24 protein-coding genes and 1 pseudogene are annotated in these 23,759 nt (G+C 67.1%); 19 read left to right on the top strand and 6 right to left on the bottom strand.

Going from position 1 to position 23,759, the window contains the following annotated elements:
• Positions 1–135 precede the first annotated feature (135 nt).
• The gene (locus KY499_RS05740; protein ID WP_258190983.1) at positions 136–678 is read left to right on the top strand and encodes a DUF1579 domain-containing protein; all 543 of its coding nucleotides are present in this window, start codon (positions 136–138) and stop codon (positions 676–678) included.
• A gap of 121 nt (positions 679–799) precedes the next feature.
• Here the strand turns inward: KY499_RS05740 and KY499_RS05735 are convergent, their stop codons facing one another.
• Together KY499_RS05735 and moaA are read right to left on the bottom strand one after the other, a co-directional pair.
• Positions 800–1,066 (bottom strand): MoaD/ThiS family protein, encoded by a 267-nt coding sequence (locus KY499_RS05735; protein ID WP_123254487.1) that lies wholly within the window; start codon positions 1,064–1,066, stop codon positions 800–802.
• A gap of 6 nt (positions 1,067–1,072) precedes the next feature.
• Positions 1,073–2,212 carry a GTP 3',8-cyclase MoaA gene (moaA, locus tag KY499_RS05730; protein ID WP_219886443.1) on the bottom strand — a complete coding sequence of 380 codons (1,140 nt, stop codon included), beginning with the start codon at positions 2,210–2,212 and terminating at the stop codon, positions 1,073–1,075.
• Positions 2,213–2,345: 133 nt separating this feature from the next.
• Here moaA and KY499_RS05725 point away from each other — a divergent pair, with 133 nt between their 5' ends.
• The 9 genes from KY499_RS05725 (at position 2,346) to KY499_RS05685 (ending at position 10,349) form a co-directional block, all read left to right on the top strand.
• Entirely contained in the window at positions 2,346–3,125 is a 780-nt protein-coding gene (locus tag KY499_RS05725) for a response regulator transcription factor (protein WP_123254486.1), read from the top strand.
• Positions 3,112–4,386, top strand: a complete 1,275-nt coding sequence (locus tag KY499_RS05720; RefSeq protein WP_219886441.1) for a cell wall metabolism sensor histidine kinase WalK — start codon at positions 3,112–3,114, stop codon at positions 4,384–4,386. Before KY499_RS05725 ends, KY499_RS05720 begins: the two co-directional genes overlap by 14 nt.
• Positions 4,383–6,140 carry a molybdopterin-dependent oxidoreductase gene (locus KY499_RS05715; RefSeq protein WP_219886439.1) on the top strand — a complete coding sequence of 586 codons (1,758 nt, stop codon included), beginning with the start codon at positions 4,383–4,385 and terminating at the stop codon, positions 6,138–6,140. The genes KY499_RS05720 and KY499_RS05715 overlap by 4 nt, the downstream gene beginning before the upstream one ends.
• Positions 6,141–6,166: 26 nt before the next feature.
• Entirely contained in the window at positions 6,167–7,531 is a 1,365-nt protein-coding gene (gene glp, locus KY499_RS05710; protein ID WP_219886437.1) for a gephyrin-like molybdotransferase Glp, read from the top strand.
• Positions 7,519–8,055 (top strand): cyclic pyranopterin monophosphate synthase MoaC, encoded by a 537-nt coding sequence (moaC, locus tag KY499_RS05705; RefSeq protein WP_123254482.1) that lies wholly within the window; start codon positions 7,519–7,521, stop codon positions 8,053–8,055. The genes glp and moaC overlap by 13 nt, the downstream gene beginning before the upstream one ends.
• A 2-nt stretch (positions 8,056–8,057) precedes the next feature.
• A complete protein-coding gene (locus tag KY499_RS05700) occupies positions 8,058–8,564 on the top strand; it encodes a molybdenum cofactor biosynthesis protein B (RefSeq protein ID WP_123254481.1) in 507 nt (168 codons plus the stop codon).
• Positions 8,554–9,021 (top strand): molybdenum cofactor biosynthesis protein MoaE, encoded by a 468-nt coding sequence (locus tag KY499_RS05695; RefSeq protein WP_123254480.1) that lies wholly within the window; start codon positions 8,554–8,556, stop codon positions 9,019–9,021. The genes KY499_RS05700 and KY499_RS05695 overlap by 11 nt, the downstream gene beginning before the upstream one ends.
• 81 nt (positions 9,022–9,102) lie before the next feature.
• The gene (gene dapB / locus KY499_RS05690; RefSeq protein ID WP_123254479.1) at positions 9,103–9,861 is read left to right on the top strand and encodes a 4-hydroxy-tetrahydrodipicolinate reductase; all 759 of its coding nucleotides are present in this window, start codon (positions 9,103–9,105) and stop codon (positions 9,859–9,861) included.
• Positions 9,862–9,866: 5 nt separating this feature from the next.
• Positions 9,867–10,349, top strand: coding sequence for a hypothetical protein (locus KY499_RS05685; protein ID WP_123254478.1), 483 nt, complete (start codon positions 9,867–9,869; stop codon positions 10,347–10,349).
• A 16-nt stretch (positions 10,350–10,365) separates the two neighbouring features.
• Here the strand turns inward: KY499_RS05685 and KY499_RS05680 are convergent, their stop codons facing one another.
• The 3 genes from KY499_RS05680 to KY499_RS18720 all read right to left on the bottom strand — a co-directional run bounded on the left by KY499_RS05680 (position 10,366) and on the right by KY499_RS18720 (position 13,268).
• Entirely contained in the window at positions 10,366–11,634 is a 1,269-nt protein-coding gene (locus KY499_RS05680) for a heparan-alpha-glucosaminide N-acetyltransferase domain-containing protein (RefSeq protein ID WP_123254477.1), read from the bottom strand.
• Between the two features lie 115 nt (positions 11,635–11,749).
• Positions 11,750–12,640 (bottom strand): DNA/RNA non-specific endonuclease, encoded by an 891-nt coding sequence (locus KY499_RS05675; protein ID WP_123254476.1) that lies wholly within the window; start codon positions 12,638–12,640, stop codon positions 11,750–11,752.
• A gap of 259 nt (positions 12,641–12,899) precedes the next feature.
• Entirely contained in the window at positions 12,900–13,268 is a 369-nt protein-coding gene (locus KY499_RS18720) for a pentapeptide repeat-containing protein (protein ID WP_375141120.1), read from the bottom strand.
• A 203-nt stretch (positions 13,269–13,471) separates the two neighbouring features.
• Between KY499_RS18720 and dapA the strand changes: the two genes are divergently transcribed.
• From dapA to KY499_RS05635, 6 genes and pseudogenes are all read left to right on the top strand, one after another.
• Positions 13,472–14,380 carry a 4-hydroxy-tetrahydrodipicolinate synthase gene (gene dapA, locus KY499_RS05660; protein WP_219886432.1) on the top strand — a complete coding sequence of 303 codons (909 nt, stop codon included), beginning with the start codon at positions 13,472–13,474 and terminating at the stop codon, positions 14,378–14,380.
• Positions 14,381–14,440: 60 nt separating this feature from the next.
• Positions 14,441–16,132, top strand: a complete 1,692-nt coding sequence (locus KY499_RS05655; protein ID WP_123254474.1) for a ribonuclease J — start codon at positions 14,441–14,443, stop codon at positions 16,130–16,132.
• Positions 16,133–16,273: 141 nt separating this feature from the next.
• Positions 16,274–19,181, top strand: a pseudogene (locus KY499_RS05650) (DNA translocase FtsK).
• A gap of 9 nt (positions 19,182–19,190) precedes the next feature.
• Positions 19,191–19,832, top strand: coding sequence for a CDP-diacylglycerol--glycerol-3-phosphate 3-phosphatidyltransferase (pgsA, locus tag KY499_RS05645; protein WP_123254473.1), 642 nt, complete (start codon positions 19,191–19,193; stop codon positions 19,830–19,832).
• The gene (locus tag KY499_RS05640; protein ID WP_123254472.1) at positions 19,829–20,347 is read left to right on the top strand and encodes a CinA family protein; all 519 of its coding nucleotides are present in this window, start codon (positions 19,829–19,831) and stop codon (positions 20,345–20,347) included. The genes pgsA and KY499_RS05640 overlap by 4 nt, the downstream gene beginning before the upstream one ends.
• Positions 20,348–20,477: 130 nt before the next feature.
• On the top strand, positions 20,478–20,930 hold the full coding sequence (locus KY499_RS05635) for a helix-turn-helix domain-containing protein (RefSeq protein WP_123254471.1): 453 nt from the start codon (positions 20,478–20,480) through the stop codon (positions 20,928–20,930).
• A gap of 96 nt (positions 20,931–21,026) precedes the next feature.
• Here the strand turns inward: KY499_RS05635 and KY499_RS05630 are convergent, their stop codons facing one another.
• Positions 21,027–21,536, bottom strand: coding sequence for a MarR family winged helix-turn-helix transcriptional regulator (locus tag KY499_RS05630; RefSeq protein ID WP_258190981.1), 510 nt, complete (start codon positions 21,534–21,536; stop codon positions 21,027–21,029).
• A gap of 41 nt (positions 21,537–21,577) precedes the next feature.
• Between KY499_RS05630 and KY499_RS05625 the strand changes: the two genes are divergently transcribed.
• The 3 genes from KY499_RS05625 to KY499_RS05615 all read left to right on the top strand — a co-directional run bounded on the left by KY499_RS05625 (position 21,578) and on the right by KY499_RS05615 (position 23,742).
• On the top strand, positions 21,578–21,796 hold the full coding sequence (locus tag KY499_RS05625) for a DUF3046 domain-containing protein (protein WP_123254469.1): 219 nt from the start codon (positions 21,578–21,580) through the stop codon (positions 21,794–21,796).
• Positions 21,797–22,046: 250 nt separating this feature from the next.
• On the top strand, positions 22,047–23,093 hold the full coding sequence (gene recA, locus KY499_RS05620) for a recombinase RecA (RefSeq protein ID WP_123254468.1): 1,047 nt from the start codon (positions 22,047–22,049) through the stop codon (positions 23,091–23,093).
• Positions 23,094–23,274: 181 nt separating this feature from the next.
• Positions 23,275–23,742, top strand: coding sequence for a regulatory protein RecX (locus KY499_RS05615; protein ID WP_258191065.1), 468 nt, complete (start codon positions 23,275–23,277; stop codon positions 23,740–23,742).
• The last annotated feature ends 17 nt before the right edge of the window (positions 23,743–23,759 follow it).

The following is a 23,759-nucleotide window of genomic DNA, read 5'->3' as shown; positions in this document are numbered from 1 at the left end:
TGGGCCCAGCATGCCAGCCGGGGTGGGGTCCGGCAACCCGGTGATGGGCCCGGCCCTTGTTTCACCATTATGACCAGGGTTAAGTTATTCGAAAGGCGCCGCTGCCAACGGTCGCGGGGTCACTCGGGAGGAATCATGGACCGGCCACTGCCAGTCGGCGCGTATGAGGCGCTGAAGCAGTTCCTGGGGCAGTGGGCGGGCACCACACAGTGGCAGTCGACGCCCTGGGGGCCGGCCCGGTCGGCGGCAGCCGGCGTGACGTTCAGCCGGACCGGTGCCGGGCTGGCGGTTACCTTGAGCTACCACCACAGCAACGCTGATGGGACCCACACCGAGGGGCACGGAGTCTTCACCGTGGACCCTGACCATCCGGACACCCTCTGGTACCGCGTGAACAGCTTGGGCCTGCCGCCGGAACCGCCCGCGCGCGCCGGCTGGCGGGATGGGACTCTGACCGTGGAACGGCACAGCGGCCACGGCACCGCCCGGCACACCTACCGGATCGCCGATGGCCTGCTGACCCATACCGCGGCAGTGCGGCTCGGCAGCGCCGGCACTTTTACTCCCGTGATGACGTCCGTCTACCGGCGCCGGCCAGCCGGCGCCGGCGCAGCGGCCGGCCCGGACGCTGGCGAGGGCCTGTCCCCTGGCTCGCCCAGAGGGACCAGCACCGCGTAGCGGGACCAGCACCGCGTAGAGGGACCCCGGAGCGGCTGCTGATGGCGGGCTTGTCGAAGCATGTGGCACGAGACCAGCCCGCGAGTTTCCAGTCAACGCTCAACTATTCGGGAGACACGCCCTAGCCGCCGGCGAAGGGCGGGAGCACGTCGATTACGTCGCGGGGCTGCACGGGCGTTGCGGTGTCCCGGACGGCAACCTCATTAAGCAAAAAGCTGGACCGGGACAGGATGCGCGCCAAAGGCGGCGTCCCGTTCGGCGGCTCCGGACGTTCGACGGCGACGATCGCTTCGAGCACCGTGGCGACGGTGGCGCCGTCGGCCAGCTCGAAATTTTCCTCATCCGCGCCGGCGGCAGCGCGCGCGGCAGCGAAGTAACGTACGTGCACTGGGAATCAGCCTCCGATGGCGCTCATGCTGCGGTCAGGCTGGATGAAGTCCGGGGCATCCAGGCCGACGTGGTCCATTCCATGCGCCTTGGGCTTGATCCACATGGCGTCCTGCCAGCGTTCGGCGAGCTGATCGTCGCTGGCGCCTTCGCGCAACAGCCCCAGCAGGTCCACTTCCTCGCGTGAGAAGAGGCAGCTCATGATTTTGCCCTCGGCCGTAACGCGCGTGCGGCGGCAATCGGCACAGAACGGCTCGGTTACCGAGGCGATGATGCCCACGGTTCCCAGCACGTCTCCGATGGCCTCGTTTGTTCCGGGCACCCGGTGCCGGACTTCGAAGCGTTCGGCCGGGGCGCCGTCGCGGGAACGGGGATCGTTGCTGAGCACATAGTCGACGGAGAGCAACTCCCGGATCTCTGCGGCGGTGATCATGTCACGGCGGGTCCAGCCGTGATCGGCGTCGAGCGGCATCTGTTCGATGAAGCGCAGTTCGTAGCCGCGGTCCAGGGCCCAGGCCAGCAGGGCGGGGGACTCTGCGTCGTTGATGCCGCGCATCAGGACGGCGTTGAGCTTCACCGGTCCCAGCCCGGCAGCCCAGGCGGCATCCACGCCCGCGAGGACTTTGTCCAGGAACGGCCGCCGGGTCAGCTTGGTGAACGTCTCCTCATGCAACGAATCAAGCGAGACATTGATCCGGGTCAGGCCTGCCGCCTTGAGCCCGGCGGCTTTTTTGTCCAGTCCCACCGCATTGGTGGTCATGGAAATTGGAAGCTCGGGATGGGCCTGGCGGAGCGCGGCGATAATGCTCAGCAGATCGGCTCGGACCAGTGGCTCCCCGCCGGTCAGCCGCAGCTCGCGTACGCCCAGCGCCTCGACGCCGATCCGCACAATCCGCACGATTTCCTCCGCGGACATCACAGCCTGCTTGGCGAGCCATTCCAGGCCTTCGGCCGGCATGCAGTAGGTGCAGCGCAGGTTGCACTTGTCGGTGAGCGAGAGCCTCATATCCGTGGCGCGGCGGCCGTAGCGGTCCACGAGTCCGGCCGGCATACCTGCCGGGCGTCCGGACACCGGCGCCGCCGCGGAGGTGCCCAATCCGGGGCCGCTTCCGTCGCGGGGCTGGGGCATGCCGAGTTCAACAGTCATATTGTCAGGCTACGCCACCCGGGAGCCGGCATCGCGCCCGTCTGACTCCGGGGGATCTTACGGATTGCGGAAGCTTGCCGGCCAGGCGCCCGAAAGCAGTCCTGCCGGCCCTCCCCGAATCTATGCTGGAGGTGTGAACAAGTCCCAGCCTGCCCCGGATCCGACGGAAAACCGGCGCATCCTCCTGGTGGAGGATGAACAGACTATTGCCGACGTCGTCCGCGACTATCTCGTACAGGCGGGCTTCCAGGTGGAGCTCGCCGCCGACGGGTTCACAGCCCTGCATCTGGCCGCCGAACGGCAACCGGACCTCGTGCTCCTGGACCGGATGCTGCCCGGGCTCGACGGCGTGGAGGTCTGCCGCCGGCTCCGCGCCGCGCACGGAGTGCCGGTCATCCTGCTCACCGCACTGGGGACCGAGGACGACCGGATCCTGGGCCTGGAAGCCGGCGCTGACGATTACGTGACGAAACCGTTTTCCCCGCGCGAACTGGTGCTGAGAGTCCGCTCCGTGCTGCGGCGCAGCATTACCGAATTCAGCCCCGAGCCCTCCGTCGAGGTCGGCGGTTTCGACCTGAACCCCGCCGCCCGGACCGTCATCCACAACGGGCGGGAACTGTCCCTGACGGCCCGCGAATTTGATCTGCTGGCCTTCCTGCTGCGCCGTCCGAACCAGGTCTTCAGCCGTGAGGAACTCATCAAGGCCGTCTGGGGCTGGGACTTCGGAGACCTCTCCACGGTCACCGTCCATGTCCGGCGGCTGCGCGAAAAAATCGAAGCCGACCCCACAAAACCCGCAGTGCTGCGGACCGTATGGGGAGTGGGCTACCGGCTGGACGTGGAGGAGCACCCCGGAGCGCAGGCCCCCATGCCGGGACCGGACGAAGGCGGGGCGACCGATGCAGGCCTCTGAGCTTCTTGTGATTATCGGCTGGGCCCTCGGCTGGGGGGTCCTCATCGGGGCCGCCTCGCTCCTGGTGCTCCGGCCGCTGCGCCGGGCCTCATTCGCCCTTCAGATCTGCGTTGTGGTGCTCGCTACCGTGGCGGTCCTGACGGCCGGCATGGTGAGCGCCTTCAACGCCATGTTCATTTCCGCCCGGGACCTGGAGGTCATGTGGTACGTCCTGGCCGTTGCTTCCATTGTCGCGGTAACGATCGCCCTCGTGCTCGGGGCCAGGGTCTCACGCAACGCCAAGTCATTGGCCGACGCCGCGAGGAGTCTCGGACGGGGCGAAAGCCCTGGAGTCCACACCCCGGGCATGAGTCCCGAACTCGCCGCGCTGGCGGCAGAGCTGGAGCTCAGCGGCCACAAACTCGAGGAATCCCGGCAACGTGAAGCCGACGTCGAAAACGCCCGGCGCGAACTTGTCAGCTGGATCTCGCACGACTTGCGCACGCCGCTGGCCAGCATGCGTGCCATGGCCGAGGCGCTCGAGGACGGGATGGCAGCCGACGTCCCTGGCTACTACCGCAAGATCATCTCGCAGACGGACCAGATGGCCGTGATGGTCAATGACCTGCTGGAGCTTTCCAAGATCCAGGCCGGGACCCTGCGGCTCACCGCCGAACCCCTGGACCTGTACGACCTGGCCAGCGATGCCATCGCCGACCTCGCGGCCCTCGCACAGCGTCACAGAATCACGCTCGACGGCGGCGGACGCCGGGAAAGCGTAGCCCTCGCCGACGGCCCGTCGATGGGACGGGCCATCCGCAACATCGTGCTCAACGCCATCCTGTACAGCAAACCCGGTTCCACCGTGCTGGTGGAGGTCGGCCGGGACGCGGACCGTGCTGTGGTCTCCGTGACGGACGGCTGCGGCGGAATCCCGGAGGCGGACCTTGGCCACCTTTTTGAGACGGGGTGGCGCAAAAACCCGGACGGGCAACGGGGCAGCGGATCACGTCCGGGCACCGACGCGCGGCCCCGTACCAGCGGCTACGCCGGCGCGGGCATCGGGTTGAGTGTCACCGCCGGCATCGTCAGCGCCCATGACGGAACGGTAGACGTGGAAAATGTCGACGGCGGGTGCCGTTTCTCTTTGCTGCTGCCAGCCATGGACGCTGCCCCGGTGCACCCCGCCGCGGACCCGGCTGCGCACGCTGCCGCCCGCCCGGGCATGGACCGGGGCCGTCTTCCGGCCACAACTGCCGCCGCCGGAACGGACGACCAATGACGACGTCTGCAACAACGGGTCCCGGTGTCACAGCGCGGACGCGGGAAGGCTGGGCCGCTGCGGCCGGAATTACCGCCGTCGGGACGGCCGTGGTGCTCGGAGAGATCGCCGCGACCCTGATCAGTCCCTCGGTGTCGCCCATGACCGCCGTCGGCGGAGCCGTCATCGACGCCGTGCCGCCGGGGGTGAAGGACTGGGCCGTGTCCTTGTTCGGCACTGGGGACAAGGTGGCGCTCCTCGCTGGCATGGCGTTGGTGATTGCCGGGCTGGCGGCCCTGGCCGGCGTCGTTGAAGCCCGCCGCCGATTCGCCGGCGTCGCGCTCATTGCGGTCTTCGGACTCGCCGGTGTGGCTGCCGTCCTTGGCCGGGCCGCGGCGACGGCCTATGCCCCCGCCGTCCCCGTGGCGGTGGCGTTGGCCGCCATGCTGCTGCTGCGCTGGCTGCTCCGGCGGCTTCAGGACTGGGCGCCAGAGAACTGGGCGCAAGAGACGGACGCGGCGCGGGCGCCGGACGCCCGCGCCCCGGTGGCAGACCAGGGCGAATGGGCAGGCCCCAACCGCCCTGATCTGCCCGCAGGACACGAGCCCGCAGGACACGAGCCCGCAGAACACGGATACGCCGGGAACGGGCAGCCCATGCCACCCGCCCGGCCCGCTGCCGCACTCCCTCCTGCCGCAGCCCCTCCTGCCCGGCGCCGCTTTGTCCAGGCGCTGGGCGGCACCGCCGTCGCCGGGGCCCTCGGCGGAGTCCTCGCCGGCACGCTCCGGGGGAGCGCGGCAGCCGTCACGGAGGGCCGCAGCAAACTCGTCCTGCCAGCGGCGAAGTCGCCCGCGCCTGCAATTCCGGCCGGTGCCTCGATCGCACTCGACGGGCTGGAGCCGCTCGTCACGCCCAACGCGGACTTCTATCGGATCGACACCGCACTGCGGGTTCCGCTCATTGATCCGGACAAATGGACGTTGAAGGTCACTGGGCTCGTCGACCGCGAGATCGAATTGGATTTTGCGGCACTCCTCGCCAAACCAATGACCGAAAGGCACGTGACCATCGCCTGCGTTTCCAACCAAGTCGGCGGGGACCTGATCGGCAACGCCCGGTGGCTCGGCTGGCCGGTCCGGGAATTGCTGGCCATGGCCGGTCCGAAGCCCGGAGCGGACATGGTCCTCTCCCGCAGCACAGACGGCTGGACCGCGGGAACCCCGCTGGAGGCCCTCACTGATTCCCGCGACGCGATGCTGGCAGTCGGGATGAACGGCGAGCCGCTGCCGCTGGAACACGGTTTTCCGGCCCGGCTGATCGTGCCCGGACTGTATGGCTATGTGTCGGCGACAAAATGGGTGACGGAACTGAAGGTGACGCGCTTCGCTGACGACAAGGGCTATTGGACTCCCCGCGGCTGGAGTGAGCGCGGGCCCATCAAGATTTCCTCCCGGATCGATGTACCCCGCAACGGGGCACGCCCGGGCGCCGGAACAGTGGTCTTCGGCGGGACCGCCTGGGCGCAGCCAACGGGCGTCGGCGCAGTGGACCTGAGGATCGACGGCGGCCCCTGGCGGTCCGTCGAACTGGCCCCGGGGATCTCGAAGGACACCTGGTACCAGTGGAAGCTGGGGGCGGACCTGGGGCCCGGACAGCACGAGGTCCAAGTGCGTGCCACGGACCTCAATGGCGTTGTGCAGGTGGAAGGCCACGCACCGGTTGCTCCCGACGGGGCCACCGGCTACCACACGATTAGAGTGGACGTGAAGTCATAACGCGACGAGCCAAAGGTCAGCACCGTATGCACCGCACCGCCAGTACGAACGCCCGGGTGAACGGGAACGACGCCGTTGCGGACGCCGCCCACGCGGCCCCCGCAACGCACGACGACGCGCATGGGGACGCGCATGCAGCATCCGCCGGCGCAGCGGGTCACGGCTCCCGGCCGGCTCCTGTCACGGTCGCCGCACACCGCGCCGCAGTCCGTGCCCTCCTCGCCCCGCTGCGGACCGCGGAACGGGTGGAACGGGTCCCGCTTCTTGCGGCGCAGGGCCGCGGGCTCGCGACCGGCATCCTGGCACCGCTGGACCTGCCGCCCTTCGCCAATTCCCAGATGGACGGCTTCGCCATCCGCAGCGTCGACGTCTCCGCCGGCACCGAGCCCGCCGGTACCGAACTGACCGTCGTCGCACCTGTGCCCGCAGGTGCTGCCCCCGCGGCCCTTGCCCCCGGCACGGCGGCGCCGATCATGACCGGCGCCATGATGCCGCCCGGCGCCGACGCCGTCGTCCCGATCGAACTGGCCTTCCCCGATTCCTTCCCGGACCCCGGAGCGCCGGCCACGGTCCGCCTGCCGGCAACCGCCGCGGGGACCTACGTCCGCGACGCCGGCAGCGACATCCGGGCCGGGGAGCCGGCCCTCGACGCAGGGACGTTCCTGGGCCCGGGACAGCTTGGACTGCTCGCAGCACTGGGCATGACGGAGGTTCCCGTGTACCCGCGGCTGCGGGTCCTGCTCGTCACCACGGGCGACGAGGTCGTGGAACCGGGCCGTCCGCTGGAGGTCGGGAAGATCTACGACTCCAACGGCACCCTGCTTGAGTCCTCCATGCGGCAGGCCGGACTGCAGGTCACCCGGACCGGGATATCCGCTGACCGGCCCGAACAACTCGCCACACTGCTCCGGCTGCATGCCCCGGCCGTGGACCTGATCGTCACCACCGGCGGGGTCAGTAAAGGTGCCTACGAGGTGGTCCGCCAAGCCATGGCCGGACACGACGTCACCTTCACATCTGTGGCGATGCAGCCCGGCGGGCCGCAGGGGATCGGCACGTTCGACGGGGTGCCCGTCCTCGGATTCCCCGGGAACCCGGTCAGCTGCCTCGTGTCTTTTGAGATGTTCCTGCGCCCGGTGCTCTCGGAGCTGTTCGGTTCACCGGCACCGCGTCCAGTTGTCCGGGCACGCCTCGCCGGGGCGCTGACGTCCCCGGAACACAAGCATCAGGTCCGGCGCGGCGCGCTTTCGGCGGACGGGACGGTACGGCTCGAGGGCGGAACCGGCTCCCACCTGGTGCATGCGCTGGCACACTCCAACGCGCTCGTCCACGTGCCGGACGGAACCTCGGCGCTCACCGACGGCGCGGAAGTGGAAGTATGGATACTGTGAACGCAGCAGAGACCCCCGCGACAGAGTCCGCCACACCGGCACCAGCAGCACCACCCCAGGCCATCCTGACGCACCTGCGCCACGACGGCACGGCACACATGGTGGACGTATCCAACAAGGCCGAGACAACGCGGCAGGCCACGGCCACCGCCACCGTCCAGAGCACCGCCGAAGTCCTGGCCCTGCTCGGAGCCGGCGACCTGCCCAAGGGCGACGCCCTCGCCGTCGCCCGCATCGCCGGAATCATGGCGGCCAAAAAGACCCCCGAACTCATCCCGCTGTGCCACCCGCTGCCCATCGCCAAGGTCACCGTCGACTTCGAGCTCGACACCACCACCGTCACGGTCCTCGCCACGGTCAAGACCCGAGGCATCACCGGCGTCGAGATGGAGGCCCTGACGGCGGCAACCGTCGCGGCACTGAGCGTGTACGACATGATTAAGGCGGCGGACAAACACGCCGTCCTGACCGATATCAAAGTGCTGGCCAAAAGCGGCGGCAAGAGCGGGGACTGGACACTGTGAGCATGCCCGAACCACACACCCACGAAGACGTCACGGGCCGGAAGGCCGGCGTGGTGATTGCCTCCACCAGGGCCGCCTCCGGCGTCTATGAGGACCTGACCGGCCCAGTCATCGTCGATTGGCTCACCGAACACGGCTTCGAGCCGTACCCGGCCCTCGTGGTCCCGGACGGCGATTCCGTCGGTGCCGCCCTCCGGGCCCTCCTGAGCCAGCAGCCGGCCGTGATTATCACCAGCGGCGGCACAGGCCTGAGCCCGACCGACGCCACCCCGGAACAGACCCTGCCCCTGCTGGACCGGGAGATCCCGGGAATCATGGAGGGCATCCGCCGTGCCGGCACGGACAAGACCCCCACGGCCATGCTCAGCCGCGGCCACGCGGGCGCGGCCGGCAAGACCTTCGTCATCAATCTCCCCGGTTCCCCGAAAGGCGTCATGGACGGCCTGGGCGTGCTCGATCCCATCCTTGGACATCTCTGCGAACAACTTGAAGGCGGCCATGGGCACTGACACAGGATTCGACGTCGTGCAGGCGGTACTCAGCGCCGAGCCGATCTCCGTGGACCAGGCCATAGCCGCGGTCGAGTCGGAAACGGCCGGGGCCGTCGTCAGCTTCAGCGGCGTGGTCCGGAACCACGACGGCGGCAAGCACGTCATGCGGCTCAGCTACAGCGCACACCCGAGCGCGCACCAGGTGATGGCCGACGTCGTCGCGGCCCTGGTGGCCGAGCACACGCCAGGGCACGGCACCGCTGACGCCCAGCCCGTGCGGATCTGGGCCGCGCACCGGATCGGGATGCTGGAGATCGGCGACCCGGCGCTCGTGTGCGCAGTCTCCGCCGCACACCGCGGACAGGCCTTCGAGGTCTGCTCGGAACTCGTGGACCGGATCAAAGCCCGCGTCCCGATCTGGAAGGAACAGTTCTTCGCCGACGGCACCGTCGAGTGGGTCGGGGCGGGCGGATAGTTCCTGTTGACCCTCCGCGTGCCGCGTCGCCCTCCGCCGCCGGTTCCGGCCGGACGCGGCCCCGGCGGTAGGGTTGTTGCTATGACCGAACAACTCGCAGTCGCCGTGCTCGGCGCGAACGGGCGCATGGGCGCCGAGGCGGTGAAGGCTGTTGAAGCCGCCGCGGATTTAAAGCTCGTCGCGGCCCTGGGCCGGAACGATTCCCTTGACAGCCTCGTCGAGGCCGGTGCCCGGATCGTGGTGGACCTGACGGTCCCCGAGAGCACGGAAGCCAACGTCCGCTTCGCCGTCGAACACGGCATGCATGCCGTCGTCGGCACCACCGGCTGGGACCAGGAACGGCTCGGACGGCTCGAGGAACTGTTGGCCGCTCAGCCCGGCACCGGGGTCCTGATCGCGCCCAACTTCGCGCTCGGCTCAGTGCTGGCCTCCGCCTTCGCGGCCAAGGCCTCGAAGTATTTTGAATCGGTCGAAATCATCGAACTGCACCACCCGGACAAGGTTGATGCGCCGTCGGGAACAGCTGTGCGCACCGCGCAGCTGATCTCCGCCGAACGGGCCGCCGCCGGAGTTCCGGCCGGCCCGGACGCGACGACCAGTGAAATGGCCGGTGCCCGCGGCTGCGACGTCGACGGCGTCCGGGTCCACAGCGTCCGCCTCCGCGGCCTGGTGGCCCACCAGGAAGTCCTGCTGGGCGGGCCGGGGGAGCAGCTGACCTTCCGCCACGACTCCTTCGACCGTGCCTCCTTTATGCCCGGCGTGCTGCTGGGCGTGCGGACCGTCGGCATGAAGCCGGGGCTCACGCTGGGCCTTGACGATTACCTGGACCTGGGTCTTTAGCGTTCATGGCTACCTTGCTGGGCACCCTGAAATCCCACCGCACAAAAATCTGGGTCGGCGCGGTCACGCTGCTGCTCGTCTTTTACCTCGTGGTCTCCTTCCAGCGTGCGGTCCTGCTGATGACCGACGCCAACCTGACCGCGAAGGCGATTGGAGTGGCGTACCTGCTGCTGCCTGCGATCGGTGCCTGGGCGTTGGTCCGGGAACTGCTGTTTGGTGCCCGCACCGAACGTCTGGCGAAGATCCTCGAAGCCGAGGGCGGCCTGCCGGAGGATACCCTGCCGCGTACACCGGCCGGGCGGATCATCCGGGAAGCCGCAGACCGTGAATTCGAGAAGTACCGCGACGAAGCGGACGCCGCACCGGAGGACTGGCGGTCCTGGTTCCGGCTCAGCTGCGCCTACGACGCCGCCGGCGACCGCAAACGCGCCCGTGCCTCGATGCGCGACGCCGTGAAGCTGTTCCGTGCCGGGGCCCCGGCGGCCTGACACCGGGTAGAGCCGCTTAACTGAAGCGCGCAGGCTGATACCGGCCGAGTTGGTTGGCGGAGTGCGCCGCCCACTCCAGCGGCCCGCGCCACGCCTGCCGGGCAAAGATGCCGCCGATCAGCAGTGCGGCGGCAACCTGCATCCAGTACACAAGTTCAACTGTCCAGCCCGCCGGCAGCGGCTGGCTGTTCAACGCGGCCATCAGGCATAAATGCGCGGTGTAGAGGCTGAGGGTCAGCGCTCCGGCGCCCCGCAGCGGGAGCAGCAGGTCCAGTTCCACCCAGTCGCCGAGCCTGCCGAGCAGCAGACAGATTCCCAGGACGGCAGCCGCGACCCCGGACGTGTGCAGCAGGTCCAAGGTGGCGCCGGAATGCGGGGAGCTGACCGCCAGCCACCACCCGGACCCGGTCTGCTGGACGCCCGTCAGGTTGACCTGGAGAACGCTTTCCAGCGGGTAGGCCGGATCGGACAGCTGTGCCTGGAGGGCTTCCCGGCCGCCCCAATCTTCCATCATCACCACACCCAGCCATTTGGAGAGGACTGCCACTACGGTTCCGGCCGCCACCAGCAGGACCGGCACAGACGCCTTCGCCAGCGCGAGCCGGCCGATTGCCAGGCCGATCAGAAGATACGTCATCCATTGGAAGACGGGGTAGTAGCCGGTCAGAAAGAGGTCCCCGAGCAGTTGCGCCGGAGTCGTCAGGTCCTCCCAGCCGGGGTTGTGGCCCAGCTGCAGAGGAGGCGTGGGGGACAGCAGCCAGGGCCGCAGCATGAAGGCCAGCGCTGGCGCGGCCACGACCCAGGCGGCCGCGAACACCAGCAGCCGTTTGGGGCCAAGTCCCAGGAACGGCAGGATGCACAGGAACATCACGGCGTAGTGGACAAGGATGATAGCGATGTTGACTTCCAGCCCGCCCAGCGACAGGCCAATCGCGGCCACCACCAGGGCCCGGAAGGCGACGCCGCGGCGGGCAGCCCAGAGGCTCGCGCCGTCGAGCGGCTGCTGCTTGCCGGTGGACAGAGCCAGCCCGACGCCGGCCAGGACAGCGAAGAGCGCCGAGGCGCGGCCGGAAAAGACGAGCCCGACCCAGGTCGGAGTGAGCTGGGCATCGGTGCCGTAGAGCGGCAGGACATGCGTGGCCATCATCCCCAGCAGCGCGAGCCCGCGGGCGGCGTCGACGCCGGAGAGCCGGGCGCCCGGCGCCGAACCGACGGTGCCGCTGCGGGACTTGATGGCTGTTCTGCCGCGGGCCCGGGAATCGGGGGACATTCCGCGCGCGGTCATGCTCTGATCGTCTCATATGAACCTTGGCGCCCCGGCCGGCGGACACTCCGGTCGACGCCAGGGTGACGCCGTTGCAGTGCGGGCACCCTTTCCCGCCTCCGGTTGCGGGGCGCCGCTACCAGCGGATGTCCGCGGTGGTGGCCAGCGGTTCCCTCTTGTCGAAGGCCAGCGATTCCAGCGGCGTCGTTGTGTCGCCAGCATGCAGTTGTGCGGGGAAACGGAGGCAGGTGCGGTCTTCGAGTTCGGCCACGGTGATCTCGTAGACCCTGAACTCGTCCAGATGCAGCACGGCCTTGAGCTGGTCGAGGTGCTGGGTGAGCAGGAACGCGTGGGTCTTGAGTGTCCCGTTGTCCTCGAACGCCAACAGCTTCCAGAACTCGCGCGGCAGCGGCACGCCGCGGTAGAGGCGGTCATCGTCGTGGAAGACCGGTCCGGCAAAGACGCTGACCCGCAGGTCATCGACGTCGACGCCGTCAAAGAGCGCGTTCTCCAATCTGCCCCAGACTCCGTCCTGGCTGCTCTGGTTGAAGTCGTCCATCTGAGGGGCGATGTTCGTGTAGTAAAAGGAGTCCCGGTTGGCTTGGCCGGCCTCGTGGGGATCACCCCAGAGCAGGTCCGCGCGGCGTGCCAGGTGTCCCCGGTCCAGGCGGTTCCCGGCATAGAGTTCGTTGCCGACCTGGGCTGACGCGGGAATCCTGGGGTCTGTCCTGAAGTCCAGGCCGGTGCGGCTCAGCCGCTGGATACTGGCGCCGTCGATGTTCCAGGCGACCCACCGGGCGAACCTGCGCGACTTGCTCAATGACAGCGAGAAATGGGTGTACGGGATGGCTTCCGTCCCGTCCCACAGGAAGGCATCGTGCTCTATCCCGGTGCCCAGTTCGGGCGGCGCGATCCGGGCAGAGAGGAAGTCGGGGGCATATCCTGCCATCGCGCCTGGAACCCCGGACCGGGATGCAGCCTCATCAGCCATGGAACGCTCCTCGTCCGGGTCGATACCCACAGTCATTTCGATCTCAGACCGCCACCCTACCTCCCCGTCAGGTTATGGTTCCGGGGTACACCGGTCCGGCGGCCTGTACCTCCGGGTCACACCAGTCCGACTGCCGGCACCTCCGGGTCACGGCCTCCGGGGTTGCCCCGGCGCCAGCAACGTGGCGATCGGGGCGGACGAGCAGCACCGGGCTGGCCGAGGGGGCCATGCCTTCGCCCGCAGAACTCTTGTATTCGAATATATGTTCTAATAACATGGGCGCATGAACAACGCATCAGAGCCGTCCTTTCAGGAGCCGTCCATGCAGGTGCCCCCCGCCAGAGGTGCCGGACAAGGCGGCGCCGGTCAACACGGCGCCGGTCAACACGGCGCCGGTCAACACGGCGCCGGCGGCAGGGCGCGGGTCCGCGGGCAGGCGCTTCCGGCGGGTGGCCCTCCCGTGGCCGGGTCCGGGGTGCTCAAAGCCATGAGCCCTGGCGTCGTTGACTTCCTCTTTCGGAAACTCGTGGCGGGGGAGTCTGCGGAGGACTTCCAGTGGCACACGGAGGGCGTCGCGCTCGCCGAGCAACCGCCGGGGGCAGAGCTTGCCCGCCGGCTTGCCGGCACGGATCTCGACGCGCTGACGCCAACCGAACTTTTTCATTATGTGCGCGCCGTCCAGCGGCTCGCAGCGTGGGCCGAAGCCCTGCGCGAGGAAGCCGTCGGCCGCTACTGCTCGCCGGGTCAGGGCGAAGCTGCCTGTCCGCCCTGAAATTAACGCGAAAAGCCCCCGGGAATACAGGATTTGACCTTCATCACATCACCGCCGTTGTCATAACATGCCACGGACAAGGTAACGTTTTTCATATGGCTGACTCTGACATTCGTTCGTGCACGTTCGGGAACCTCGTAACCGCCATGGTTACGCCTTTCACAACCGACGGTGAGGTGGACTACAAGCAGTCCGCAGAGCTGGCCAGCAAACTCGTCGACGACGGCAATGACGCCCTCGTTATTTCCGGCACCACCGGGGAAACCTCCACGCTGGAAGACGACGAAAAAGAAAAACTCTTCCGCGTTATCGTCGAGGCTGTCGGGGACCGGGCCAAGGTCATCGCAGGCACCGGTACCAACCACACCTCACACTCGATCGAGATGGCCAAGCGTGCTGTCAAAGCCGGCGCCCACGGCCAGCTGATCGTGACCCCGTACTACAACAAGCCCAGCCAGGCCGGGATCCAGGCCCACATTGAGGCCGTGGCCGACGCCGCCGACCTCCCGGTGATGGTTTACGACATTCCCGGCCGGGCCGGGGTCCCCATCCTTCCCGAAACCATGATCCGGTTGGCCGATCATCCGCGGATCGTGGCGCTCAAGGATGCGAAGGCTGATTTTGGGGCCGTCACAAAGGTCCTGGCCAACACCGACCTGGATGTTTACTCAGGCGACGACGGACTGACGCTGCCGTGGATGTCCGCCGGCGCCGTCGGCCTGGTCAGCGTCTCAGCACACGTGGCGACGCGTCAGTTCCGCGCCATGATTGATGCCGCTCTTGCAGGCGATTTTGCCACCGCCCGCGCCATACATTTCGAACTGGACCCCGTGGTCCGTGCAGTGATGTCCCATATTCAGGGTGCTGTAGCTGCCAAGCAGGTTCTTAAGTGGCAGGGAATCCTGCCCAACTCGGTTGTCCGTTTGCCCCTCGTGGAGCCGGGCGAGGCCGAGATCAAAATCATCCGCGAGGATTTGGCGGAAGCCGGACTGCTGCCGTCCTGATCGGGTGAATTTCCCGATCAGCTCAGAGCCGTCAGGTACCCACCTGGAAAGTAGCGCACTATGACCCAAACTGCCCTTCCCGGCCTTGTCACGCCGCCGAAGCTCGCCAAGGACACCCTGCGGATCGTGCCGCTCGGTGGCCTGGGGGAGATCGGCCGCAACATGACCGTCTTCGAGATCGACGGCAAGCTCCTGATCGTTGACTGCGGCGTCCTCTTCCCGGAGGAAACCCAGCCGGGCGTCGACCTGATCCTGCCCGACTTCTCCTACATCAAGAACCGGATGGACGATATCGTCGCCGTCATCCTGACGCACGGCCACGAGGACCACATCGGTGCCGTGCCGTACCTGCTGCGGCTGCGACAGGACATCCCGATCATCGGTTCGCGGCTGACGCTTGCCCTGATCGAAGCGAAGCTGCAGGAACACCGGATTAAGCCGCGGACCCACGTCGTCGTCGAAGGCGAAGTTGAGAAGCTCGGCCCCTTCGAATGCGAGTTCGTCGCGGTCAACCACTCCATCCCCGACGCCCTGGCGGTCTTCATCCGCACCGCCGGTGGCACCGTGCTGCACACCGGCGACTTCAAGATGGACCAATTGCCGCTGGACGGCCGGATCACTGATCTCCGCCACTTCGCCAAACTGGGCGAAGAGGGTGTGGACCTGTTCCTCGCCGATTCCACGAACGCCGATGTACCGGGCTTCACCACGGCCGAAAAAGAAATCGGCCCCACCCTGGACCGCCTCTTCGGGCAGGCCTCCAAGCGCATCATCGTCGCCTCGTTCTCCTCCCACGTGCACCGGGTCCAGCAGGTCCTCGACGCTGCGGTCAAGCACAACCGCAAGGTCGCCTTCGTCGGCCGCTCCATGGTCCGCAACATGGACATCGCCTCAAAGCTTGGTTACCTGGACGTGCCACCGGGCACCGTTGTTGACATCAAGAACATCGACAACCTGCCGGACAACCGCGTGGTGCTGATGTCCACCGGTTCGCAGGGTGAGCCAATGGCGGCCCTGTCCCGGATGGCCAACGGGGACCACCGCGTCGTCGTCGGCGAAGGCGATACCGTCATCCTTGCCTCCAGCCTGATTCCCGGCAATGAGAATGCCGTCTTCCGCATTATCAACGGCCTGCTCAAGCTCGGCGCGGACGTCATCCACAAGGGCAACGCCAAGGTCCACGTCTCGGGCCACGCCGCCGCCGGCGAGCTGCTCTACTGCTACAACATCCTCGAGCCCCTCAACGCGATGCCGGTGCACGGCGAGACCCGGCACCTGATCGCCAATGGCAAGATCGCCCTCGAGTCCGGTGTTCCCGAGGAGAGCATCCTGCTCGCGGACAACGGCACCGTCGTCGACCTTCACGACCACCAGGCAGACATTGTGGGCCAGGTCGAGGTCGGGTTCGTCTACGTGGACGGCTCCAGCGTGGGGGAAATCACCGACGCCGACCTCAAGGACCGCCAGACCCTCGGCGATGAGGGCTTCATCTCCATCATCACGGTCATCCACCGCGCCACCGGCAAGGTCGTCTCCGGGCCCGAAATCCATGCCCGCGGCGTGGCCGAGGATGATTCCGTCTTCGACGAGATCATCCCGAAGATCAATGCCGCGCTTGAGGAAGCCGTCCTTAACCGCACGGACCACACGACGCACCAGCTGCAGCAGGTTGTCCGCCGCGTAGTCGGCACCTGGGTCAACCGCAAGCTCCGCCGCAAGCCCATGATCATCCCGGTGGTCCTGGAAGCCTAGGCACCATGAAAGAAGGCCTCCCCGGCCAGCCCCGCCATCCGGCGGCGGCAGGTGGGGGAGGCCTTTCTGCTGCCTGCAACATGGAACCGGGAAGCCCGGAAATCCGGGTCTTTCGGCCTGACGTCCGGTACCGTGGCGGGTATGGCGACACGTACCTCCCCCGCGCCTAGAGGCAACTCAAGCGGCAAACCAGGCAGTTCTGCAAGTCGGAGCTCCGGCCCCGTTGCATCCAAATCCAGCCGGCCAAGGGGGACCGCAGGCACCGCCAGAAACCGGCAACTGCCTGCCGTGGAAACGAAAAAGCCCTGGCCGGTGCGTGCGCTGTCCGGCGTCTGGCTGGGTCTTGGCCACGTGGTCGGTGCCGGCATCCGCCGAATCGGCCACGACGTCAGCGACGTTGCACCCGAGGACCGCCGCGACGGCGCCGCCCTCTTCAACCTCGCACTCGGCGTCTTCATCGCCACGTTCGCCTGGTGGGGACTCACCGGCTGGTTCCCCGATGGCGTCTTCGCGGTCGTCAACGGAACGTTCGGCTGGGTGTCACTGCTGCTGCCGCTGATGCTCTTTGTGTGCGCGTTCCGGCTGTTCCGCCAGCCGCTGGACGGGCGTGGCAACAACCGGATTGGTATAGGTTTCCTTGTGATGGCCCTCTCCGGTTCCGGCCTGGCGCACATCATCGGCGGCCAGCCCGACGTCGTCGACGGCTTCGACGGGCTCCGGCGCGCTGGCGGAATGCTCGGCTACCTTGCGGCCACACCGCTGGCGTTAATCCACCCGGCCGTCCCGCTGGTCTTTTACAGCCTGCTTGCCTTCACCGCCCTGCTGATCGTCACCGCGACGCCCTTTGGTGCGATTCCCGGCCGGTTGCGGGGTGCTTACGAGCACCTCATGGGCGTCGACCTGCAGGACCAGGACGACGACGACCGCCACGACCGCAGCTACCTCTACGAAAACGATGCTCCGGCGCCGAAGAAAAAGCGCCGGAGGCTGTTCGGCAGGGACGACGAGGCCGACGCCGGCCTCGAAGGCTACGTCGGCGACGAGGCCTTCGAGCATGCTGTTATCGACGACGACGACGAGGACGGGCCGCCCGCAAAGGGCGCAAAATCGGTTGCACCCGGTGTCCGCCGGCCCACCCAGGCCGAGATCGCCGTCGAGAAGATCAAAGCTGCCCAAGGACTCGGACCGGCCGGCGGCGGCAACCCCGGCCAGGACCTCGATAACGCCACCGAGGCCATCCCGCTCGTCACCCCCGGCATGGTCGCAGCGGGGTCGCTCAACCCCGCTGTGGCCGCGGCCGCCCAGGTGCCCTCGAAGCCGGTCGCCCCGGCCCCCGCTGCCGACGCCTATCCCGCAACGAACCGAGCAGCTCTCGCTGGCCGGCGACGTCACCTACACCCTGCCGTCCTCGGACGTGCTGACCCCAGGGTCTATCCCGAAGGAGCGCACGGAGGCCAACGACGCCATTGTCGCCTCGCTCACCGAGACCCTCAACCAGTTCAACGTCGAAGCCCAGGTCACCGGCTTCAGCCGCGGCCCCACCGTGACCCGCTACGAGATCGAGCTCTCCCCGGGAACCAAGGTGGAACGGGTCACCGCCTTGTCCAAGAACATCTCCTACGCCGTCGCGAGCTCGGACGTGCGGATCCTGAGCCCGATCCCCGGGAAATCCGCGATCGGCATCGAGATTCCCAACACGGACCGCGAAACGGTGTCCCTGGGAGATGTGCTGCGGAGCCAGAATGCCCGGCGCACCGACCACCCCATGGTCATGGGTGTCGGCAAAGACGTCGAAGGCGGCTACGTCGTCGCCAACCTCGCCAAAATGCCCCACCTCCTGGTCGCAGGAGCCACCGGTGCCGGTAAGTCCTCGTTTGTGAACTCGATGATCACCTCGATCCTGATGCGGGCCACTCCCGACGAGGTCCGCATGGTGATGGTCGACCCCAAGCGCGTGGAACTCACGGCCTACGAAGGTGTCCCGCACCTCATCACTCCCATCATCACCAACCCCAAGAAGGCCGCCGAAGCACTGCAATGGGTGGTCCGGGAAATGGACGCCCGCTACGACGACCTCGCCAACTACGGTTTCAAGCATATCGACGACTTCAACAAGGCCGTCCGTGCCGGCAAAGTCCACCCGCCGGTTGACTCCAAGCGCGTGATCCGGCCGTACCCGTACCTGCTTGTGATCGTCGACGAACTCGCCGACCTCATGATGGTTGCCCCGCGCGACGTCGAAGACTCCATCGTCCGCATCACCCAGTTGGCCCGCGCCGCCGGCATCCACCTGGTCCTCGCTACCCAGCGGCCCTCCGTTGACGTGGTCACCGGCCTGATCAAGGCCAACGTGCCGTCCCGGATGGCGTTCGCGACGTCGTCCGTCACGGACTCCCGCGTGGTCCTGGACCAGCCGGGAGCGGAAAAACTGATCGGTCAAGGCGATGCCCTCTTCCTGCCGATGGGCGCCTCCAAGGCCATGCGTGTCCAGGGCGCCTGGGTGACCGAGTCGGAAATCCACAGGGTGGTCGAGCACGTCAAGGGCCAGCTCAAGGCGGTCTACCGTGACGACGTCGCCCCCGAGGCGCAAAAGAAGCAGATCGACGACGACATTGGGGACGACCTCGACGTCCTGCTGCAGGCCACCGAGCTCGTAGTGACCACCCAGTTCGGCTCCACCTCGATGCTGCAGCGCAAACTGCGCGTCGGCTTCGCGAAGGCCGGCCGCCTTATGGACCTGCTGGAGTCCCGGGGAGTCGTCGGTCCTTCCGAAGGATCCAAAGCACGCGACGTGCTGGTCAAACCGGATGACCTCGCCGCAGTCCTGGCTGCCATGAAGGGGCAGGACGCCCCGGCCGTCGTCGATTCGCAGACGGCCGCTTTGAGCGAGAACGCCAACTCGAATATCGCCCAGGGCGGGTACGCGGAGGATCTCGTCGCGGCGGACCTGGACAAGCGCAGCCAGAACGTGGAGTACTTCGACGGCGCCGACGGCAACTCCGACGACGAGGGCGGCTCCGAAGACGCCTGGTCACTCACCGGACGGTAGCCTAGGACTGTGACTAGCGCCCAAGCCAACAGCGCCGGATCCTCCCAGCGGATCTGGAACCTGCCCAATATCCTGACGATGCTGCGGATAGCGCTGGTGCCGTTTTTTGTCTGGTCGCTTCTGGCTGACGCGCCGGGGCTGGTCAGCGGCAACGGGCTGTGGCGCTGGGTGGCCGCGGCAATCTTCGCCGTGGCCATTTACACGGACAAGCTCGACGGCGACATCGCCCGCAGCCGTGGCCTGGTCACGGACTTCGGCAAAATAGCGGATCCGATCGCGGACAAATTGCTGATCGGTTCGGCACTCGTGATGCTCTCACTGCTCCAGGAACTCCCGTGGTGGGTGACCATCCTGATCCTGCTCCGCGAGTGGGGCGTCACGGCGCTGCGCTTCTTCGTCATCCGCTACGGTGTGATGCCGGCCTCCCGCGGCGGCAAGCTCAAGACCGTCATTCAGACGGCCGCCATCTTCCTCTACGTCATTCCGCTCGCGTCCTTGGCCCCCTGGTTCGGTGTAGTGGCCTTCTCCGTGATGATGCTCGCGCTGGCTATCACGCTGTGGACCGGCGGAGAGTACGTCGTCGAAGCACTCAAGCTGCGGGCCAGCGGCATCCGGGCCCGGAAACAGCAGCCACAGGAGGGAACCCCATGACCGAACCGCACCACGCGAGTAATCTGCACCGTCTGGCCGGGGAGGCCGTCGCCGGCGCGATCGACCGCGCACTGACCGTGGCCACCGCAGAATCCCTCACAGCGGGAATGCTGGCGGCCGTGCTGGCGGACACCCCCGGCGCTTCGGGCATGCTCCAGGGCGGCATCGTTTGCTACCAGAATTCGGTCAAGGCCGGGGTGCTGGGTGTTTCACCGGACTTGCTGGACGCAGTTGGATCCGTTGACGGAGAGGTAGCGGCCGCCATGGCGGCCGGCGCCCGCCGGGTCTGCGGCGCCGACATCGGAGTGTCCACCACCGGGGTCGCCGGCCCCGAACCGCACGGCGGCAAACCTGTCGGGACCGTGTTCGTGGGCGTCGCCACGGTTGCAGGGGCGGCTGCCTTCGCCTATTCCTTCGCTGGGAACCGCCCCGAAATCCGCGGTCAGGCCTGCGCGGCAGCGCTGGAACGGTTGCTCGAGGCCCTAGCGGTGGAAAGCTACCGGGACGTAAAGTAAGCGGGAACAAAAGTTGATTCCCGATAGTTGTTACATTGTGTCGCCTCCAAACGAAGGTGGCGCCTAGGATGATTGAATCAGTAGTTCGCCCCGCGGCGGACGCAATGTACGAGGGAGCAAGGCGATACAGATGGTAAAGCAGCCCGTATCCGTAAACGGCGTTGTCCGCTGGAAGGATGTGGGCCTCGCCGATCAGGCAAAGAGCGAACATAAGGAGCGCAAGATGGTTGTACTTCGTCATGAAATCGGCGATGTCCTGCGTGATGTCCGCCAACGCCAAGGCCGTACCCTCCGCGAAGTCTCGCACAGCGCCCGCGTATCACTGGGTTACCTGAGCGAAGTGGAGCGCGGCCAGAAGGAGGCCTCTTCGGAGTTGCTCTCCTCGATCTGCTCGGCCCTCGATGTTCCGCTCTCGAGCATGCTGCGCGAAGTGAGCGAACGCGTCGCCGTCGCCGAGGGCGTGGCGGTCCCGGACACCGTTCCGCAGGAATTTTCCCAGCGCTATGGCCGGGATATGGACCGTGAACTCAACGCAGACCTGACAGTCGAACTGGCCAAGGGACTGCTCTCCGGGGCGCGCTAACGCTTCCCGGCGGGTCATCGGCCCCCAAGAACAGTGGTGTGAGGAAAGGCCCCGGCTTTATGCCGCGGGCCTTACCTGCGTGCGCCGGCAGCCGTGCTACCGGGGTTCGTCAGGCGGGAAGCCGTCGCCCTCGTAGGTGGCATTCAGCTTGCCGATGTACTCCACCAGGGTCTGCAGCTCCTCCACGGGCCATGAGCCGAGCCGTTGGCGGAAGACTTCCCGGCGGGCGTCCTGCACTTCGTGCATCCGGTCCTCGCCCTCGGACGTCAGGCGGATCGATTGTGCCCGGCCATCCAGCGGGTCCGCTTCCTTCGAGACCAGGCCGATGCTTTCAAGGAAGGCGATCTGCCGGCTCACTGAGGGCTTGCCGACGCCGATGGAGGAAGCCAGGTCGGTCAGACGGATAGGTCCCTGCCGGCGGATCACCGTGAGCAGGCCGTATGCGGCCGGTTCCATGTCCGGATGCACCTGGCGGGACAGTTGGTATGAAATCGACCGGGCACGCCGCCACAGCAGGCTCATTTGGTGTTCGACGGCGGACAGTGCAACGTCTGTGGGATCCGCGGCACTGTCAAAGGTTCCGGTATCCTCGGTGGGGTTGCTCATGGCAACCATTCTAGGGTCCCCGCCCGTGAGAGGATTTATTGGTGCGAATCAGTGACTTTTGGCGGCTTATGGACGACGAATTCGGAGCCGGATACTCCCGTGTGCTCAGCCGCTCACTGGTATTGTCAGGAGCCGGCGGGCGCACCGCGGAGCAGGCCCTGGGCGCCGGAGTGCCCCCGCGGCAGGTCTGGCTGGCCGTCTGTGACGTCCAGGACGTCCCGACCGAACGCCGGCTGGGCCGGGACGTTAAACCGCGCTGAGGCCGCCGCGAAACCGCACTGAGAGGCCGCCGAGGAAAATGCCCCGAGGGTAGCCGGATGCACCACGGCACCTGACACGCCGCCCATTGTTCGAATATCTGTTCGGATGGGACTATGCTTTTTTCAGGGCACTTTCCACATACGCGACTTTGGCCGACAACATTGTCGGTGGGTGCTACTAGCGTCAGTAATGACAGATAAACGGCCGCAACGGCCGCTCCACAGCGAGACAACATTAGAGGTGTGAACCATGGCCGCAGCCCCGGATCGTCAAAAGGCGCTCGACGCAGCGCTTGCCCAGATTGATAAGCAGTTCGGCAAGGGCTCAGTCATGCGCCTGGGCGACGAGGTCCGTGCACCCATCGAGGTCATCCCCACCGGCTCCATTGCGCTGGACGTGGCACTTGGAATTGGCGGCCTGCCGCGCGGCCGCGTCGTTGAAATTTACGGCCCCGAATCCTCAGGTAAAACCACGGTGGCCCTGCACGCGGTGGCCAACGCCCAGCGCCTGGGCGGGATTGCCGCTTTCATCGACGCCGAGCACGCCCTGGACCCCGAGTACGCCGCCAAGCTCGGCGTGGACACAGACGCCCTCCTGGTATCCCAGCCGGATACCGGCGAGCAGGCCCTGGAAATCATGGACATGCTGATCGGCTCCGGATCCCTCGACGTGATCGTCATCGACTCCGTCGCCGCGCTCGTTCCCCGCGCCGAAATCGAGGGTGACATGGGCGACAGCCACGTTGGCCTGCAGGCCCGCCTGATGAGCCAGGCCCTGCGTAAGATCACCGGGCGCCTGAGCCAGACCAAAACCACCGCCATCTTCATCAACCAGCTGCGCGAGAAGATCGGTGTCTTCTTTGGCTCGCCGGAAACCACCACCGGTGGTAAAGCGCTGAAGTTCTACGCCTCGATCCGCATCGATGTCCGCCGGATCCAGACCCTCAAGGAGGGCGCGGACTCCGTCGGCAACCGGACCAAGGCCAAGATCGTCAAGAACAAGATGGCGCCGCCGTTCAAGATCGCGGAATTCGACATCATCTATGGCCAGGGCATCTCCCGCGAGGGCGGCATCATTGACATGGGCGTCGAGCACGGCTTCATCAAGAAGTCCGGCTCCTGGTTTACCTACGACGGCGACCAGCTGGGTCAGGGCATGGAGAACTCCCGCCGCTTCCTCCGGGACAACCCCGAGCTGGCTTCCGAACTGGAACGGCTGATCAAGGAGAAGCTCGGCGTCGGCGTGAAGCCGGCGGAGACTGAAGCATCACCGAAGCTGAAGGCCGTTGACGGCTAGCGGCAGGGCACGCAGGGGGCAGGGCTTCCGTCCGCGGAAGCCCGGTGTGGACGGCACGCCAGGCGATGCCGCCGACGGGCCGGACGACAGCGCCGCGGGCCCTGGACGGCGGCCACGTCCCTCACAGCAGGGACCGCCGGGGGAAGACCGGGACGCCGATCCTGCAGCTGTCGCCCGGGCAATCGTCCTGCGGCAACTGACGACGTCTCCGAAAAGCCGACTCCAGCTCTCCCGCAAGCTTGCCGAGCGCAACGTCCCGGAGGACGTGGCCGAGGCCGTGCTGGACCGCTTCGAAGAAGTGCGCCTGATCGACGATGCCGAGTTCGCCGACATGTGGGTGCGCAGCAGGTCCCAGACCCGAAAACTGGCCAGGGGCGCCCTGCGGCGTGAACTGGCCGACAAAGGAATCTCCCCGGACACGGCAGCGGTGGCCCTGGAACAAGTCAGTGACGAGGACGAGGAGAACGCTGCCCGGGAACTTGTCCGGCGCAAGCTCCGGGGCTTCACAGGCGGCGAGGACCGGGCCGAACGGGACAAAATCACGCGCAGGCTCGCGTCAATGCTGGCCCGCAAGGGATACCAGCCCTCACAGGCGTTCCGGATTGTCAGCGAGGTCCTCGAGGCCGCTGTCGCTGATACCGGCGACTGAAGCTGCGGACCGGGACG

This window comes from Arthrobacter sp. PAMC25284, from assembly GCF_019443425.1.
Lineage (GTDB): Bacteria > Actinomycetota > Actinomycetes > Actinomycetales > Micrococcaceae > Arthrobacter > Arthrobacter oryzae_A.
The sequence above is the reverse complement of the archived record's forward strand: the minus strand, read 5'-3'. Positions and strand labels throughout refer to the sequence as shown.